At 51.7% G+C, this 17,144-nt stretch carries 16 protein-coding genes; 9 read left to right on the top strand and 7 right to left on the bottom strand.

From position 1 onward, the window contains the following. Positions 1-22: 22 nt before the first annotated feature. The 7 genes from gmk to fabD form a co-directional block, all read right to left on the bottom strand. Complete coding sequence (gene gmk, locus HBA93_RS03255) at positions 23-682, bottom strand: guanylate kinase (protein ID WP_122092877.1); 660 nt, start codon at positions 680-682, stop codon at positions 23-25. Between the two features lie 165 nt (positions 683-847). After that, positions 848-1,777 (bottom strand): YicC/YloC family endoribonuclease, encoded by a 930-nt coding sequence (locus tag HBA93_RS03250; RefSeq protein ID WP_221722314.1) that lies wholly within the window; start codon positions 1,775-1,777, stop codon positions 848-850. Between the two features lie 108 nt (positions 1,778-1,885). Further along, positions 1,886-3,139, bottom strand: coding sequence for an endolytic transglycosylase MltG (gene mltG, locus HBA93_RS03245; protein ID WP_502910026.1), 1,254 nt, complete (start codon positions 3,137-3,139; stop codon positions 1,886-1,888). Between the two features lie 472 nt (positions 3,140-3,611). After that, positions 3,612-4,874, bottom strand: a complete 1,263-nt coding sequence (gene fabF / locus HBA93_RS03240) for a beta-ketoacyl-ACP synthase II (protein ID WP_122092879.1) — start codon at positions 4,872-4,874, stop codon at positions 3,612-3,614. Positions 4,875-5,283: 409 nt separating this feature from the next. Next, positions 5,284-5,520: an acyl carrier protein gene (locus tag HBA93_RS03235; protein WP_121992836.1), complete on the bottom strand. Its 237-nt coding sequence runs from the start codon at positions 5,518-5,520 to the stop codon at positions 5,284-5,286. 453 nt (positions 5,521-5,973) lie between these two features. Further along, positions 5,974-6,711, bottom strand: coding sequence for a 3-oxoacyl-[acyl-carrier-protein] reductase (gene fabG / locus HBA93_RS03230; protein WP_121992837.1), 738 nt, complete (start codon positions 6,709-6,711; stop codon positions 5,974-5,976). A gap of 107 nt (positions 6,712-6,818) precedes the next feature. Further along, positions 6,819-7,763 carry an ACP S-malonyltransferase gene (gene fabD / locus HBA93_RS03225; RefSeq protein WP_221722313.1) on the bottom strand — a complete coding sequence of 315 codons (945 nt, stop codon included), beginning with the start codon at positions 7,761-7,763 and terminating at the stop codon, positions 6,819-6,821. A gap of 456 nt (positions 7,764-8,219) precedes the next feature. Here fabD and rpsF point away from each other — a divergent pair, with 456 nt between their 5' ends. The 9 genes from rpsF (at position 8,220) to HBA93_RS03180 (ending at position 17,093) form a co-directional block, all read left to right on the top strand. Next, complete coding sequence (gene rpsF, locus HBA93_RS03220) at positions 8,220-8,645, top strand: 30S ribosomal protein S6 (protein ID WP_022712183.1); 426 nt, start codon at positions 8,220-8,222, stop codon at positions 8,643-8,645. After that, positions 8,645-8,893, top strand: a complete 249-nt coding sequence (gene rpsR / locus HBA93_RS03215; protein ID WP_022712184.1) for a 30S ribosomal protein S18 — start codon at positions 8,645-8,647, stop codon at positions 8,891-8,893. The genes rpsF and rpsR overlap by 1 nt, the downstream gene beginning before the upstream one ends. Before the next feature lie 150 nt (positions 8,894-9,043). Next, on the top strand, positions 9,044-10,003 hold the full coding sequence (locus HBA93_RS03210) for a DUF2232 domain-containing protein (protein WP_121992838.1): 960 nt from the start codon (positions 9,044-9,046) through the stop codon (positions 10,001-10,003). A gap of 42 nt (positions 10,004-10,045) precedes the next feature. Beyond that, entirely contained in the window at positions 10,046-10,615 is a 570-nt protein-coding gene (gene rplI / locus HBA93_RS03205; protein ID WP_121992839.1) for a 50S ribosomal protein L9, read from the top strand. 321 nt (positions 10,616-10,936) lie between these two features. Then, positions 10,937-12,226 carry a cyclopropane fatty acid synthase gene (locus HBA93_RS03200; RefSeq protein ID WP_221722312.1) on the top strand — a complete coding sequence of 430 codons (1,290 nt, stop codon included), beginning with the start codon at positions 10,937-10,939 and terminating at the stop codon, positions 12,224-12,226. A gap of 200 nt (positions 12,227-12,426) precedes the next feature. Then, positions 12,427-13,095 (top strand): hypothetical protein, encoded by a 669-nt coding sequence (locus tag HBA93_RS03195; protein ID WP_221722311.1) that lies wholly within the window; start codon positions 12,427-12,429, stop codon positions 13,093-13,095. Between the two features lie 196 nt (positions 13,096-13,291). Further along, the gene (locus tag HBA93_RS03190; protein ID WP_121992842.1) at positions 13,292-14,803 is read left to right on the top strand and encodes a replicative DNA helicase; all 1,512 of its coding nucleotides are present in this window, start codon (positions 13,292-13,294) and stop codon (positions 14,801-14,803) included. A gap of 11 nt (positions 14,804-14,814) precedes the next feature. Further along, positions 14,815-16,218 carry a DNA repair protein RadA gene (gene radA, locus HBA93_RS03185; protein WP_221722310.1) on the top strand — a complete coding sequence of 468 codons (1,404 nt, stop codon included), beginning with the start codon at positions 14,815-14,817 and terminating at the stop codon, positions 16,216-16,218. A gap of 299 nt (positions 16,219-16,517) precedes the next feature. Next, positions 16,518-17,093, top strand: coding sequence for a CvpA family protein (locus HBA93_RS03180; RefSeq protein WP_121992844.1), 576 nt, complete (start codon positions 16,518-16,520; stop codon positions 17,091-17,093). Positions 17,094-17,144 lie beyond the last annotated feature (51 nt).

Raw genomic sequence — 17,144 nt, 5'->3', positions numbered from 1 at the left:
TCTTTTCAGATTTATTGGGAACTTAAGAAGGCTGCTCTTCCAGCAAACCATTCACGAATTCAAACAAACCCGGGCGGCGGTCGCGGCGCAGACGCTCTGCCATAACAATGGACTTCACAGCAGCATAGGACTGGTTCAGATCTTCGTTGATAACAATGTAATCATATTTGCTCCATTTCTGGATTTCAAAACGCGCATTGTTCAGACGTGTTTCAATCACTTCAGGCGTATCTTCCGCACGGCGGTTCAGACGCATCTGAAGTTCTTTCATGGTCGGTGGCAGAATGAAGATCGATACGACATCGGCCGGCATTTTGGCCTGAAGCTGTTCCGCACCCTGCCAGTCAATGTCAAACAACATATCACGGCCGTCTGCCAACGCGTTTTCCGCAGTCTCACGCAGCGTTCCGTAATAATTGCCATGCACCTCTGCCCATTCAATCAGGGCATCGCTGTCCCGCAGGCGCTCGAATTCACGCACACTTTTAAAGTGGTAGTGAACGCCCTCAATCTCGCTGGCGCGACGCGGACGGGTTGTCACACTCACGGACAGGGAAAGATCCATATCGCGGTCTTCCAGTAACAAACGTGCAATCGTTGACTTACCCGCGCCTGACGGCGAAGAAATGACCAACATAAGGCCGCGTCGTGCGACAGCATTTTCCACGAAGGAGATGGCCATAATCTATTCTGCTCCAGATTCTCTGCTTACTGCTATGTCTGATATCATTGCGCCGCAATGATGTCTCTTTTGTTCTCTCTTTTCACAGCAATTGCGGCGTTTTTTAGTTATTAAAGCATTACCTGATCTTCACTATACGCGGAGCAGAAACGCTTGCAATCTTTACTATTCAAGGTTCTGAACCTGTTCACGGAACTGATCAACAACCGCTTTCAGCTCAAGGCCGATTGCGGTAATGCTTGCTGCATTGGACTTTGAACACAGCGTGTTGGTTTCGCGATTGAATTCCTGCGACAGAAAATCGAGCTTACGCCCCGCAGGGCCGCCGTCGTTGAGCAATTTATGTGCCGCAGCCACATGCATATCCAGCCGGTCAAGCTCCTCCTGAATATCAGCTTTAGTGGCAAGAAATGCGGCCTCCATATGCAGACGCTGTTCATCCAGCACAATCGCCGCACTGCGATTGCTGTTCATAGCATCCAGCAGCAATGCCACCTGCCCGGCAAGGCGCTCACGGATCGCTTCAGCACTGCGGGACGCATCCTGACGCGCCTGCACTGCCAGTTCCGAAATCCGGTCAACATGGCTGCCAAGCAGATCGAACAGGCGCTTGCCCTCCTGCAAACGCATCAGTTTCAGCGCATCCAGTGTTTCATCAAAGGATGACAGCAATACGGCTTTCAATGCTGCTTTCCCAGCATCGTCGCTCAAAGCCTGCGGCGGCTCCAGAATACCGCGCAAGTTCAGCACAGCATCCACACTGGCGGGTGCCAGACCATATTGGTTCTGCAACTGCTGCGCTGTCTGCATAACCTTGCTCAGCAAATCTTCATTGATAACCAGCGCCGTCTGCGCCTCCGGCTCTTCAATTGTCAGGCTGACCTGAAACGATCCGCGGGCAAAAACGCGTCCCAAAGCTGACCGCAATTGCAATTCAAGATCATCAAAACCGTTCGGAATACGAAAACGGGCATCAAGCCCTTTACCGTTCACACAACGAATTTCCCAGCTGATCCGCGTCTGCGCATTCTCATCCGCACCCGACATGAATGTCGCTGTATGGCGGGCGAAACCGGTCATGCTCTGTACTGTCATCTTAAAACCCGTTATCTGCGCCGTTTATCTTTGAAACCGGCTTTTGCAAAAATGCCGTCCGGATGGCCGGACGGCATCATATTTTATCTATGCCTTTAATTACAAGTTTTACGGAGCCGACGTAGTTGCAGTGCCATTTGTTCCTGCCGCCGGATTTTCCTTGCGCTGACGCTCAACATCACGCCATTTACGCACATTTTCATTATGCTCTTTCAGCGTTGCCGCGAAGACATGACCACCGGTACCGTCCGCCACGAAATACAGATCCTGGGTATCCAGCGGATTAGCGACAGCTTCCAGAGCATCGCGCCCCGGATTAGCAATCGGTGTCGGCGGCAGGCCTTTGATAATATAGGTATTATAGGCCGTTTCTTTTTCGATATCCGACTTATAGATCGGGCGGTCTGCAGGTTTGCCGCGCCCGCCGAAAATACCGTAAATAATTGTCGGATCGGATTGCAGGCGCATACCCGTATTCAGACGGTTCACGAAAACCGAAGCCACATGCGGGCGCTCGGATGCCACACCGGTTTCCTTCTCAACGATGGAAGCCAATGTCACAAATTCATTTTTGTCTTTGACCGGAAGACCGTCACGGCGCTTGGCCCAGACTTCATCCACCAGTTTGGCCTGCGCGGTTTTCAGACGATTGACCACTTCCTCACGCGGTGTACCGCGTGTGAAGCTCAGCGTATCTGCTACCAGACTGCCTTCAACCGGCAGTTCTTTCGGCAGGTCGCCGGAAAGCAGTTCGCTATTGGCAATACGGTCGAAAATCTGCTGGACGGTCAGGCCTTCAGGAATGGTCACTGAATGCATCAGCGACTTACCTTCAACAAAGATATTCATAATATCACGCATGGAAGCACGGGCAGGAATGGCATATTCACCGGCCTTCATACTCTTTTCCAGACCATAAGCGCGTGCGCCATAGCGGAAAATCCGCGCATCGGTAATCAGGTCTGCGCGCTCCAGCTGGTCGGATATTTCAATAATACCGCTGCCGCGCTTCACAAAGAATGTTGAATCCTGTGACAGAGGCCCTTCAGTTGTGAACTGAACCTTGCCAAAATAGAACAAGGCGCCCATGCCGATCACCAGAAAAACCAGCATAGACAGCATGAAATTGGCAAAAACCACAATCTGGCTGCGGGCATGACGCGAACGTTTGCGCTTCTTCGGTGCTGGTGGTGGTGTGCCCGGTTCAGGACGCAGTGCTTCGCTTGCCGATTTCAGAACCAAAGGTCCTGTTGCCGGTTCAGCTGCATCGGGTGTCACGGATTTTTCAGCTTTTACAGCGGCTTCCGGCTGAGCCGGCGTTGCTGCCGGAGCTGAAGCAGGCGCAGCAGGTGCTGCGGCGATTTCCGGAGAAACCGGTGCAACAATTGCATTTTCATCAGAAGTAACAGGCTTATGAGCGCTCGCAGGTGCAGCGCTCCCCGTATGAGATGGTGACGCACTATTCTGAGCAGCACTATCAGAAACGACAGGCTGACCAGCAGATTTATTTTCAGATGATTGGTCTGACGTCACACTTACACTCCGGTTCAACCCGACCTGCTGGCAATTACAACCAAAGGCCTGAGCCGATTAATCTGTATTTTTAGTTTCTTCACTTAGTGGGCACAATAATTGCGGCAAAAGCACGAATGCCGCAACCCGTGAACAAAGCTTTCGACAGAAAGAATCCATATTTAAGAGAGTATTTTGATCTGAAATACGGATTGCTTGTGTCTGTCGTTCAAAAACGGCTTTAGCCGTCCCAATATAGCTCTTAATAAAAGGTCGCCTTCACTGAAAGCGGCCTCTTCATTCCCTCAGCTAAAATGCTGTATCAGGCCTGATAACGACGCAGGATCAGCGAAGCATTGGTACCGCCGAAGCCGAACGAATTCGACACAGCAATATCAATCTGACGGGCGCGCGGCTTATGCGGCACCAGATCGATTTTGGTGCTGACCGACGGATTGTCGAGATTGAGTGTTGCAGGCGCAATATTATCGCGGATTGCCAGTGTCGAGAAAATCGCTTCTGCCGCACCCGCTGCACCGAGCAGGTGACCGATCGAGGACTTGGTCGAGGACATGGAAATCTTCGAGGCTGAATCTCCGACAACACGTTCAACAGCAGCCAGTTCGAGCGTATCAGCCATGGTCGAGGTGCCGTGAGCATTGATATAATCAACAGCATCCGGTGTGATTTTGGCACTGCGCAGGGCAGCTTCCATGCAGCGCTGCGCGCCTTCACCGTTCTCACTTGGCGCAGTGATGTGATAAGCATCGCCGGACATGCCGTAGCCGATCACTTCTGCATAGATTTTCGCACCGCGTGCCAGCGCATGTTCCAGCTCTTCGAGAACCACAACGCCTGCACCTTCACCCATAACAAAACCGTCACGGTCTTCGTCATAAGGACGCGATGCCGCTGTCGGATCATCATTCCGCTTGGTAGACAGCGCCTTACAGGCAGCAAAACCGGCCAGCGAAATACGGCTGACAGGAGATTCTGTACCACCTGCAACCATCACATCAGCATCACCGAAAGCAATCATACGGGCAGCATCACCGATAGCATGTGTACCGGTAGCGCAGGCAGTGACTACAGAGTGGTTCGGGCCGCGCAGCTTGTGCTTGATCGAAACATGGCCGGAAGCCAGATTGATCAGACGACCCGGAATGAAGAAAGGTGAAATACGGCGCGGACCTTTGTCGCGCAGCGTATAGCCGGCCTCAACAATACCTTCGATACCGCCGATACCGGAACCGATCAGCACGCCGGTGCGGATCTGGTCTTCATCGCTTTCCGGATGCCAGTTTGCATCATCCAGAGCCTGATCGGCAGCGCCGACCGCATAGACGATGAAAGGATCAACTTTACGCTGTTCCTTTGGTTCCATATAGAGATCAGCGTTGAATGTGCCGTCTGTGCCATCGCCGACAGGAATACGGCAGGCAATCTGACAGGCAAGGTCGTCAACTTCGAATTCGGTCACGCGGCGCGCTGCGCTTTGGCCTGCGAGCAAACGCTTCCAGGTTTCTTCAACACCATTTGCCAAAGGTGACACCAGGCCAAGACCGGTAACGACGACTCTTCTCATATGTATCCTTCCCCGCGCCTGATCCTGTCTCTCACTGATTCAATATCAGTTGCAGGCAGCGCAGATTAATCAACTGCGTAATATCCCGACCGGAATCGATCAAGCGTTAGAATTACGCAGAATTAATAGATTGTTACAGTGCTTTTGTGGAGTAATTAATTACAGATCCGCAAATAGAACTGCATATCAGGCTCACGAACTGTTTAAATAACGCCCAGAGTGGTAACACCCAGTTTGGATCACTACGCTCGCTCTTGCTTTTATTTATCGCATTCTCACTGCAGCCAAATTGAAACAATTTGGCTGTGAAATGCTCCAGCCTTATTGAAATATATATCTTTGCTCAAACGATAAGGGCCGGAAGATATGATCTTCCGGCCCGATATCTGCCTGCCGATTATACGAATAATCAAGCAGAAGCTTTATCGATGAATTTAACAGCGTCGCCGACCGTCAGGATGGTTTCAGCTGCATCATCAGGAATTTCTACGCCGAATTCTTCTTCGAAAGCCATTACCAGCTCAACTGTGTCCAGGCTGTCTGCGCCCAGATCATCAATGAAGCTTGCGCCTTCAGTTACTTTTTCGGCATCTACGCCCAGATGTTCAACAACGATTTTCTTGACGCGTTCTGCGGTGTCGCTCATGTCGGACCTCGACCTGTTAATACCATAGCCTTGGTAGCGGCATGGCTGATTGTAATCAAGTGTTAAGATAACTCACCATTGCAACATTCATCACAATGAAAAGCATCCTGTGGATATTCCTACTGCATAATGCCTGAAACAGAAATGCATTTCAGGCGCATTATACAATATATTTCAGTTGCAGCGATTTAACTGCTGCGCCGTTGAAGCGCAATCATATTTTATCACTGCTGCCGCCGCGAAACATAAAACATGCAGCGCAGCAATATTCGGGGCATTATCACGGTTCTGCTGTTTGGCAAAGTCCATTTTAACAAGCAACCACAGCGAAACAGAGCAAAAACCGTTAAAACAACAGAAAAAAGCGCTTTATTGCTGTATTATCAGCTTTTTAAAGTTCTTTTATTCATGATTATTCCGGCCGGAACCGTTCAGAAACCGGCCGGATCTTCATCAGATCATGGCCATACCGCCATTTACGTGCAGGGTCTGGCCCGTCACATAAGCGGCTTCATTACTTGCCAGATAGACAACGGCCGATGCGATTTCAGCACCCTGCCCCATGCGCTTCATAGGGATAGCCGACATGATTGTGTCTTTCTGCTTCTCATTGAGCTTTTCGGTCATAGCCGACTCAATAAAGCCCGGAGCAACGCAATTCACAGTCACATTGCGTGACGCAATTTCCTGAGCCAGCGATTTGGAGAAGCCGATAATACCGGCTTTTGAAGCGCAGTAATTGGCCTGTCCCGGATTACCGGTTACACCGACGATGGATGTAATATTGATAATACGGCCAAAGCGGCGACGCATCATAGGATGGGTCAGCTCGCGGGTCAGACCGAATACGGAAGTCAGGTTCACTTCGATCACCGCATCCCAGTCTGCATCGCTCATACGTACAAACAGACCATCACGGGTGATACCGGCATTATTGACCAGAATATCGACACCTTCGAGTTGCTTCTCCACAGCCTGACCAAGTGCCTTCACTTCTTCACGGTCCGAAAGGTTCGCAGGGAAGATATAAGCGCGTTCGCCCAGTTCTTTGGCCAGCGCTTCCAGCTTTTCAACGCGGGTGCCGTGCAGAGCAACAATAGCACCCTGTGCATGCAGCGCGCGTGCTACTTCTTCACCGATACCGCCGGTTGCACCGGTTACGAGAGCCTTACGGCCAGTCAGATCAAACATGAAATCCTCTTGAATTCTGGTACGCGGACAATCTTAGCCCGCTTTATAACATTATTTTCAGCGCTTAAAAATCTGAGCAATTACGCCAGCAGCGTCTGCATCTTAAGTTATGCAAGCAGAGCTTGCAGGACAGCATCAATCTCTTCAGCAGTGCCGACAGTCACACCGGTTACATCTTTGGAAATGCGGCGTGCCAAGCCAGTCAGCACTTTGCCTGAGCCGATTTCATAAAGCGTTGTCACGCCGTGACCTGCGAACCATTCAACGGTCTCGCGCCAGCGCACCTGACCTGTGACCTGCTCAACCAGCAGATCAGCAATTTCAATCGGATCCTTAACCGGAGCAACGCGCACATTGGCGATTACCGGCACAACAGGTGCCTGCTTATTCACAGTTGCCAGCGCTTCACGCATTGCATTGGCAGCAGGAGCCATCAGGCTGGAATGGAATGGTGCGGAGACCGGCAACATGATTGCGCGCTTTGCACCGCGCTCAGATGCCAGCTTGGCAGCCAGTTCAACAGCAGCTTTGGAGCCGGAAATAACCAGCTGGCCGCCACCGTTATCATTAGCGATCTGGCACGAACCTTCTGCGGAGGCCTGTTCGCAAATTGCAAAAACATCAGCATGTTCAAGACCAATGATTGCAGCCATCGCGCCTTCACCAACCGGCACGGCAGCCTGCATTGCATTGCCGCGGATACGCAGCAAACGGGCGGTATCGGAAATGGAGAATGTACCGGCAGCGCACAGAGCCGAATATTCGCCGAGCGAATGACCGGCAACATAAGCGACTTTATCCTGCAGCTTTAATCCCTGTGATTCCAGCACCCGCATAACAGCCATCGAAACTGCCATCAGCGCAGGCTGGGCATTTGCAGTCAACGTCAGCTGGTCTTCCGGCCCTTCAAACATCAGGGTTGAGAGTTTTTCACCGAGCGCATCATCAACTTCTTCGAAAACAGCGCGCGCTTCCGGATAGGTTTCAGCCAAAGCCTTACCCATACCGACAGCCTGACTGCCCTGTCCCGGAAATGTAAATGCTACAGTCATTAAAGCCTCTTTATTTTGTATCTGTGTTTGGCGATCCGCACACACATATATATTATATTGCACCTGCGGATACGATAAAATTATCTATAACTGCAAAGCCCTGTGCCTTTCAGCTGCTTTCAAGTCAAGTCTTCGCGCCTGAAAACCCGTATGCATCGCTGCGATAACCCGTGTTTTTGCCTGCATAAGCGACACAACGCGCATAGCTTTGCTTTTGCCGGTTGCAAAATTTTCAAAAAGCCACTAATAGGCACTCGTCATTGTCCGGCATCAGCTGGGGGCTGAACGGAGGCCGGATTTAAATATCCGGAGAAATTCTAGCGATTTCAACCTCCCGTGTCTCCGCTCTCGATCGTCTCGACCCGCGTCCTTTCTTCTCCGTTTTACGGATATAGACAAGTCGCAGAGGCTTAGCCGTTGATCCGGATGGTGGTTTTTTGAAGAAAGGCAAAGACAATGGCTCTTTATGAACATGTGATCCTTGCCCGACAGGATATCTCGCAGCAGCAGGTTGACGCACTGGTAGAACAGTACAAGGGCGTTCTTGAAGCTAACGGTGGTAAAGTCGGGAAAATCGAAAGCTGGGGACTGCGTCCTCTGACTTATCGTATCAAAAAGAACCGTAAAGCTTACTACACACTGGTAAACATCGATGCTCCTGCTGCTGCAGTTGCTGAAATGGAACGCCAGATGCGTATTAACGAAGACGTTCTCCGCTTCATGACCATTCGTGTTGAAGAACACGAAGAAGGCCAGTCAGCAATGCTGAGCCGTCGTGATGACCGTCGTGAACGTGAAGACCGTTTCGGCCGTGATGACGATCGTCCACGCCGTCCGCGTCGTCCACGCGACAACGAATCTGCCGGTGAAGGAGAAGAATAATGGTTGATATCAATCAGATCCCGACCCGTCGTCCGTTCCATCGTCGTCGTAAGACCTGCCCATTCACAGGTCCTAACGCACCGAAGATCGATTACAAGGACATCAAACTCCTGCAGCGTTACATTTCTGAACGCGGCAAGATCGTTCCTTCCCGCATTACAGCTGTAAGCCAGAAGAAACAGCGCGAACTCGCAAAAGCGATCAAGCGTGCACGTTTCCTCGGCCTGCTGCCATATGTTGTGAAATAAGATTTTTGATTCGGGGCGTGTCCGCACGCCCCGCTTCATACCTTCAGAAATAATGATTTAGTGGCCGCAAGGTCAGGTTGGGAACAGAGCACTGAAGCGATCGTTCTCTAACTGCAACCGGAAACCTCCGGGCAGGACAGCAGGATTAAGATGAACTACAATAGCAAACATATCGGAACCGGAGTTCTGGCGGGGCTTGCAGCCGCGCTGCTGGCTTCTGGTGTGCTGGTCCAAAGCGGCCTTGCTATGGTTCTCTATGTCCTCACCCCTCTTCCTATTTTTATCGCCGCGCTTGGCTGGGGCACCGCCGCCGGTTTGATTGCCGCTGCTACAGCGAGCATTGCCGTTGCGATTTTCGCCGCACCTATGGTTGCGGTTCTGATTGCCCTCACCAGTTTCATCCCTGCTGCAACCGGCGCTTATCTTGCCGGTCTTGCGCGGCCTGCTCAGGAACTGGGCGGCCCTAAAGATGCATTGGTATGGTATCCGCTGCCGGACATCATGTTCCGTCTCGCTCTGCTGATTTCCGTCAGCTTTGTTATCGTCGGTTCCATTATCGGCTATGGCGAAGAGATGGTGCGTGAACTGACAGGCGCGATGATTGCAAGCCTGCAGGCTTCCGATCCGCAGTTCAATGCGAGCGACGACTTCCGTGAAATGCTGCAGCAGTTCCTGTTGTTCGGCCTGCCTGCTATTCAGGCTGCGACCAGCCTGATGTTCCTGACGGCTAATTTCTATCTCGCGTTGCGCATTACTGAACGCTCCGGTGTGCTGCGTCGCCCGCGCGATAACTGGCCTGCAACATTGCGTATGCCGCGACCTGCTTTGCTGGTTTTCGCTCTTACCTTTGCCGGATCCATGTTCCTGTCCGGCCCTGCCAGCATGATCGCCACCACTTTTGCCGGTGCGCTTGCTTCGGGCTTCATCATGGCAGGTCTGGCAATTATTCACTGGCGGACACGCGGTGCCACATGGCGTCCGTTTGCGCTGTGGCTAGCCTATTTTCTGCTCATCGTCTTCGCATTCTCTGCACTGATCTTCATGATATTCGGTCTGCTCGATACATCGCGCGGTGCCCCGCTCTCCAAAGATCCGTCTCAGAATTCATAACCATAAACACATTCAGAACTTAAACACTCAAGGAATAGTCCAATGAAAGTTATCCTGCTTGAACGCATCAGCCGCCTCGGTCAGATGGGCGATACTGTTACTGTAAAAGACGGCTTTGCCCGTAACTTCCTGCTCCCGCAGGGCAAGGCACTGCGTGCCAACGAAGCCAACATGGCTCGTTTTGAATCCCAGCGCGCTCAGCTCGAAGCCCGTGATCTGGAACGCAAAACCGAAGCACAGGCCGTTGCTGACAAGCTGGACGGCAAAAGCTTCATCGTTGTTCGCTCGGCTGGTGAAACCGGTCAGCTGTACGGTTCGGTTTCGACACGTGACGTTGCTGACGTTGTAACCGCTGAAGGCTTCTCGCTGAACCGCAACCAGGTTGACCTGAACCACGCGATCAAGACAATCGGCATTCACACAATCTCGATCGTTCTGCACCCGGAAGTATCGGCAACAATCACCATCAACATCGCACGTACAGCTGACGAAGCTCTGCGTCAGGAAAAAGGTGAAGATCTGTCGACTGCTGCTGCAATCTACGGCATCGAAGAAGCTCCTCTGGCTGAAGAAGTTTTCGACGAAGACTTCGACGGCGAAGAAAACGCATAATCAGCGTTTTTCTACAGATTTCGCATCTGAAAAGCTGCACCGGACATCCGGTGCAGCTTTTTTATTACCCGTTTATTTATGAAACCATCACGCGAAAATGATTACACTCTCCGTAATTATTTCTGCCCCGCTCTTTCCAGAACAATAAAACCGGTTATTCTTAACGTGCTGTACCGGTCCAGCTCTTTGTATTGACGCATTGTCCAACGAAAAACCGCTTCGCACTTTTTGCTGGAAATGCTCGAAAACGGATACAAGCGCGGAAACTCGCCGCTTCATCCGTCGCTCAACCGGTTCTGCAAGATCGGAGGAGGATGAAACATGAGTAGCATGCTGCATTCGGTTCTGAACAAGCTGATCTCAAGCGGCGATCTTAAAGTACAATTTGCCGACGGCACGACACACACTTACGGCAACAGCGCTGCACCGCATGTCACGCTTATCTTTCACAATAAAGCAGCGGAAAGAGCGATCGCTCTTGATCCGGAACTGAAGCTCGGCGAATGCTTCATGGACGGGGATATCAGTTTTCCGGAAGGCGATATTTACAGCTTTCTCCGGCTGGTCTTTGAGAATACCGGCCCCACGGCGGCAAAAGAGCCGTGGATGCGTGTTTTAACCAGATTGCGCAAAGTTTTCAGGCCATTACAGCAAATGAACACGCTGGCACGCTCATCCAGAAATGTGCAACGGCACTATGATCTGAGCGGCGATCTGTATGATCTGTTTCTTGATCCCGATAAGCAATATTCCTGCGCCTATTTTGAAACACCTGAAACCACTCTTGCAGAAGCACAACTGGCCAAGAAGCGGCATATCGCAGCCAAGCTGCAAATCAAACCGGAGGATAAATTACTGGATATCGGCTGTGGCTGGGGTGGTTTGGGTCTGTATTTTGCTGAATTTCTTGATGCGGATGTTACCGGTGTAACCCTGTCTCAGGAACAATTCCAGATTGCCAATCAACGGGCAAAAACGCGCGGGCTGCATCAACAGGCGCAATTTCTGTTGCAGGATTATCGCGAACTGAACCAGCAATTCGACCGGATCAGCTCTGTCGGCATGTTTGAACATGTGGGTGTTACCCATTATGCCGAGTTTTTTCAGCAGGTTGCGCGGCTGCTAAAACCGGATGGTTCCATGCTGTTACATTCTATCGGCCGCAGTGACGAGCCTTCCGTCACCAATCCGTTTATCCGTAAATATATTTTCCCCGGCGGCTATATCCCCTCTCTCTCGGAAGTCCTGCCGCATATTGAAAATGCGGGGCTGATTATTACGGATATCGAAATTCTCCGCCTGCATTATGCGGAAACGCTCAAAGCATGGCGTGAAGCTTTCATGGCAAACCGCGACAAAGCAAAAGCCATTTATGATGAGCGTTTTTGCCGGATGTGGGAATTTTATCTGGCAGGCTCGGAATCCGCCTTCCGCTGGCAGAATATGATGGTATTTCAGATACAGCTAGCACACAAACAGGATGCAGTGCCCCTGACCCGCAATTACATTGAGCAGGAAGAAAAACGGCTTAAGCGGCTGGAAATGCGTAAGTTTAAAGCCTGTAATGACAGCAGCAGCGAGAAAGCCAGCCCGAAACATCTGGTTTATTAAAACGCCGGCCGACGGCTGCACTTTTGTGACAAATTGACGACACTCTGCCGCTCATCAAGTTTTTATCAAGAGATTGTGAAGTTCTTGCGATTGCACCGCTGGTGCGCTTCAGACATTTATCTGTATGCTTTTACGCGCTCTTTTATCTGAAACCTGCATCGCATCTTTCGGAGCGCTGTTGTTTCAAGGATAAATATCTGATGCCCAGCGTGCAAACCAAGCTGCACCCGCGCCTGAATAAAACAACCCTGTTTGTCTTATCTGCAGGATTACTGGTTCTTCTCGCTTCCTATCCGCTGGCACTCATTCTCCCTGCATGGACTTCATGGGAAAACGGCCCCGTTGAGAATGCTCAGGCAGCTTTGCTGTTTCTGGGTATGATACAGGCACTGATTTTTCAAAAATCCGGCAGTTCTGACTGGAAATGGTTCTGGCGTGGTGCGGCACTGATCTGGTTTATCTGCGCAGTTCGGGAGCTGAGCTGGGGTGCGGTTTTCCTTGAGCCGATCAGCATTTCCGAGCTTGGCCCTTTCTTCTCATCCGGCCAGCTCTGGTACAAACCGGCCATCATGCCGGCATTGATTGCCTCTGTTTTGCTGTTCGCTGTTCTGATGCTGAAAAACGGCTCCCATAAATTGCTCAAACCATTGCAGCAATCCGGCGGCCTGCCATGGGGGGCATTTTTACTGGCAACGCTGTGCATGATGATTTCAACAGCAGCAGAAGAGCATCTTGGCCTCACAACCGGCCTGACCGGCGCAGCCGCTCAAAACCTTGAAGAACTGAGCGAATTAGCAGCCTATATTTTTCTTCTGACCGGACAGTTCCAGCTCCGCTATCACCAGTCTTTGCTGGCCACTGCGGACTGATCCCCGTTAAAAGACCCCATGCGATGACTATCTGACAGGCAGTTCTTGCAGCTGCAGCCTGTGAATCGCTGTGAATCATGGTATAGCCGCTTCAACTGCACCGGCAGATTGTTTACACTCATATTTCAACAGACTCTGATGTCCGGCTTTTTGCCGGATAATTCCCGCTTGATTGCGGCAAAGGATCCAGAACTTTATGGCTGACGCGACGGTTCACAAACTTGAAGAGACACGGGACACCCAGAATTCGCTTTACCGCGAAGCCCCGAATAATATCGAAGCGGAACAGGCTCTTCTCGGCGCGATCCTGATTAATAATGATGCTTTCTACCGTGTTTCGGACTTTCTGAAGCCGCCGCATTTTTACGATCCGCTGCATCGCCGTATTTATGAACTGTCATCCGAGCTGATCCGCGTCGGTAAAATGGCCAATCCTGTGACCATGAAAACCTTCCTGCCAGCCGATGATAAAGTCGGCGACATGACTGTATTTCAATATGTGGTGCGCCTTGCCGCCGAAGCGGTAACCGTTATCAATGCGGAAGATTATGGCCGCGCGATCTATGACCTTGCCACACGCCGCTCGCTGATTGGCATCGGTGAGGAAATGGTCAATGTCGCCTATGATGCGCCGGTCGATATGGCACCGCGAAGCCAGATTGAAGATGCGGAACGCCGCCTGTTCGAACTGGCGGAAACCGGCCGCTATGACGGCGGCTTCCAGCCTTTCAACGAAGCCGTTAAAACCGCGATTGATCTGGCGGGCGTTGCCTTCCAGCGTGACGGACATCTCTCCGGTGTTTCCACAGGCATCCACATGCTGGATGGTAAGATGGGTGGCCTGCAGTCTTCCGACTTGATCGTGCTGGCGGGACGTCCGGGCATGGGTAAGACCTCCCTTGCCACCAATATCGCCTTCAATATTGCTGCCGCTTATCAGGGTGAACAGCTGGCTGACGGCTCAATGAAAGCCATCAATGGTGGTGTGGTCGGCTTCTTCTCGCTCGAAATGTCCGCCGAACAGCTGGCAACCCGTATTATTTCTGAGCAGACAGAAGTTTCCTCATCCAAAATCCGTCGCGGTGAAATCTCTGAAACCGACTTTGAAAAGCTGATCGCCTGTACACAGACGATGCAGCGTATTCCGCTTTATATTGACCAGACCGGTGGTATCTCCATTGCGCAGTTGTCTGCGCGTGCCCGCCGCCTCAAGCGTCAGCGCGGCCTTGATTGTCTGGTGATTGACTATATTCAGCTGATGACCGGTTCGTCCAAAGCCTCGGCACAAAACCGTGTGCAGGAAATCACCGAAATCACCACGGGTCTTAAAGCCCTTGGTAAAGAGCTGAACGTGCCGATTATTGCTCTGTCACAGCTCTCCCGTCAGGTAGAAAACCGTGAAGACAAACGCCCGCAGCTCTCCGATCTTCGTGAATCGGGTTCCATCGAGCAGGATGCGGACGTTGTGCTCTTCGTGTATCGTGAAGAATATTACGTCAAAAACCTTGAACCACGTGATGAATTCGATCCGAAATATGACGAATGGAAAATGCACTTTGAGAAGGTCAAAGGCACGGCTGATGTGATCATAGCCAAGCAGCGTCACGGTCCTACTGGTACTGTAAAACTCGCCTTCCAGTCGGAATTCACGCGCTTTACCGATCTGGCCGAAGGCACTTATCTGCCTGAACAATATGACGATCACTGAAAGATAAGAGCTTGGCTAAAAACCGGATTCAGTTCATCTGCCAGAATTGCGGCTCAACGCATTCGCGCTGGGCAGGCAAATGCGACGGCTGCGGTGAGTGGAACACACTTGTCGAAGAAGGCACATCCGGCGGCATCGGCTCGGGTCCGGGCAAAATGGCGATGCGCAAAGGCCGTGCCGTTGCGCTCACCACCCTCTCCGGTGAGATTGAAGATGCACCGCGCATTCAATCCGGCATCAGTGAACTGGATCGCGTAACCGGCGGCGGCTTTGTCCGCGGTTCCGCACTGCTGGTCGGCGGTGACCCGGGCATTGGCAAATCGACATTGCTCACACAGGCTGCGGCCGCATTGGCACGTCGCGGCAACCGCATCATCTATGTATCCGGTGAAGAAGCTGTGGCACAGATTCGCCTGCGCGCTCAGAGATTGCATGCCGCAGACACATCTGTGGAACTGGCAGCAGAAACCAATGTCGAGGATATTCTCGCGACCATTGATACCAAACCACGCCCTGATCTGGTGATTATTGATTCCATCCAGACCCTGTGGACAGATGCGGCTGACAGCGCACCGGGTTCGGTGACGCAGGTACGTGCCGGTGCGCAGGCGATGATCCGCTATGCCAAATCAACCGGTGCTGCCGTGGTACTGGTCGGCCATGTGACCAAAGAAGGTCAGATTGCGGGGCCGCGTGTGGTCGAACATATGGTTGACGGCGTTTTGTATTTTGAAGGCGAAGGCGGCCATCATTACCGCATCCTGCGCACTGTCAAAAACCGTTTTGGCCCGACCGATGAGATCGGCGTATTTGAAATGTCCGATAAGGGTTTGCGGGAAGTTTCCAACCCGTCGGAACTCTTTCTCGGTGAACGCAATGAAAAGGCTCCGGGAGCTGCGGTTTTTGCCGGAATGGAAGGCACACGCCCCGTTCTCGTGGAAATTCAGGCACTTGTGGCACCATCTACACTCGGCACACCGCGCCGTGCCGTTGTCGGCTGGGATAACAGCCGTCTTTCCATGACCCTTGCCGTGCTGGAAGCCCATTGTGGCGTGCGCTTCGGCCAGCATGATGTCTATCTCAATGTAGCCGGTGGTTATCGTATTTCCGAACCGGCAGCTGATATGGCTGTGGCCGCAGCGCTTGTCTCGTCGCTTGCCGGTATTCCGCTGCCTGCCAATAGCGTTTATTTTGGTGAAGTCAGTCTCTCAGGCGCAGTACGTGCCGTTGCCCATGCGGCTCAGCGTATCAAAGAGGCGGAGAAACTCGGCTTTAAACAAGCTGTACTGCCAGTCGGCGGAGGTGAATTGTCAAAACCACGCAATTTCACGCTGACAGAAACCGGCTCCCTGCCCGATCTGGTGGCACGTATTGCAGCTTCAGGCCCCGGAAAGAATGCGCAGAACCGCGATTAACATAGGTCTATCGCTACAGAAAATTCGGGAATCATAGGTTCTCTGCAACTTAAAATGATGTATGCGAGGCATTAGCAACCCCACATAGCTTGTATTTTTACAGGCTATAACGGCTTTAAATTGCAATCGGCTCCCGAATTAGTGATTTATGAAAGAAATTCAGGTTAATTTTCGACGACAAAAGTGTCACAACTCTATCGGACTGACGCGAGACACTGTAAATCTTTGAGCTGCGGCAATTATGCCCGCACAAAATTATATGTCCCGAGGGACAGACCGACACAGAGGAATTAGGCAGGATGCCGATTACATTGCTAGACGGAATTCTTATCGGGGTAACCCTCGTATCAGCCATTCTGGCCATGGTACGCGGATTTTCGCGCGAAGTGCTTTCGGTGGCATCCTGGGCTGCGGCAGCTCTGGCCGCCTATTTCTTCTATAAGCCTGTCGTGCCTTACCTGCAGCCATATATCAGCAATGAAACCATTCTGAACATTGCGGCAGCCGGCTCAGTCTTTCTGGTAACATTGATTGTTGTTTCAATCATCACCATGAAAATTGCCGATTTCATCATCGACAGCCGTATTGGTGCACTTGACCGCACATTGGGTTTCATTTTCGGTGCGGCACGCGGTGTTCTGCTGGTTGTGGTTGCAATGCTGTTCTTCAACTGGCTTGTGGCTACAGATCAGCCAGGCTGGATCACCAATGCCAAATCCAAGCCGATGTTGGATTCCCTTGGCCAGCAGCTGGTGGATATGCTGCCGGAAGATCCTGAAACCGCAATCATTGAGCGCCTGAAGCCGCAATTAGGCACCCAGCCTTCCGCACAGGATGTGCCTGAGAATGATGTACCGGCTCAACCGGCAAACTAAATCCAATTCACATATTTAACAAAAACGCCGGCAGATAAATCTGCCGGCGTT

This window comes from Ochrobactrum sp. SFR4 (assembly GCF_019730395.1).
In the GTDB taxonomy this organism is placed as follows: domain Bacteria; phylum Pseudomonadota; class Alphaproteobacteria; order Rhizobiales; family Rhizobiaceae; genus Pseudochrobactrum.
Note: the sequence above shows the minus strand (reverse complement) of the source record. Positions and strands in the feature narration are given on the sequence as shown.

Excerpts from the sequence above, each read along its gene's own strand:
- fabF (WP_122092879.1), bottom strand. The coding sequence starts at position 4,874 with ATGAGAAGAGTCGTCGTTACCGGTCTTGGCCTGGTGTCACCTTTGGCA.
- rpsF (WP_022712183.1), top strand. The coding sequence starts at position 8,220 with ATGGCTCTTTATGAACATGTGATCCTTGCCCGACAGGATATCTCGCAG.
- fabG (WP_121992837.1), bottom strand. The coding sequence starts at position 6,711 with ATGTTTGATCTGACTGGCCGTAAGGCTCTCGTAACCGGTGCAACCGGC.
- HBA93_RS03195 (WP_221722311.1), top strand. The coding sequence starts at position 12,427 with ATGCCCAGCGTGCAAACCAAGCTGCACCCGCGCCTGAATAAAACAACC.
- HBA93_RS03180 (WP_121992844.1), top strand. The coding sequence starts at position 16,518 with ATGCCGATTACATTGCTAGACGGAATTCTTATCGGGGTAACCCTCGTA.
- HBA93_RS03235 (WP_121992836.1), bottom strand. The coding sequence starts at position 5,520 with ATGAGCGACACCGCAGAACGCGTCAAGAAAATCGTTGTTGAACATCTG.
- HBA93_RS03190 (WP_121992842.1), top strand. The coding sequence starts at position 13,292 with ATGGCTGACGCGACGGTTCACAAACTTGAAGAGACACGGGACACCCAG.
- fabD (WP_221722313.1), bottom strand. The coding sequence starts at position 7,763 with ATGACTGTAGCATTTACATTTCCGGGACAGGGCAGTCAGGCTGTCGGT.
- rpsR (WP_022712184.1), top strand. The coding sequence starts at position 8,645 with ATGGTTGATATCAATCAGATCCCGACCCGTCGTCCGTTCCATCGTCGT.
- HBA93_RS03210 (WP_121992838.1), top strand. The coding sequence starts at position 9,044 with ATGAACTACAATAGCAAACATATCGGAACCGGAGTTCTGGCGGGGCTT.
- HBA93_RS03200 (WP_221722312.1), top strand. The coding sequence starts at position 10,937 with ATGAGTAGCATGCTGCATTCGGTTCTGAACAAGCTGATCTCAAGCGGC.
- HBA93_RS03250 (WP_221722314.1), bottom strand. The coding sequence starts at position 1,777 with ATGACAGTACAGAGCATGACCGGTTTCGCCCGCCATACAGCGACATTC.
- rplI (WP_121992839.1), top strand. The coding sequence starts at position 10,046 with ATGAAAGTTATCCTGCTTGAACGCATCAGCCGCCTCGGTCAGATGGGC.
- gmk (WP_122092877.1), bottom strand. The coding sequence starts at position 682 with ATGGCCATCTCCTTCGTGGAAAATGCTGTCGCACGACGCGGCCTTATG.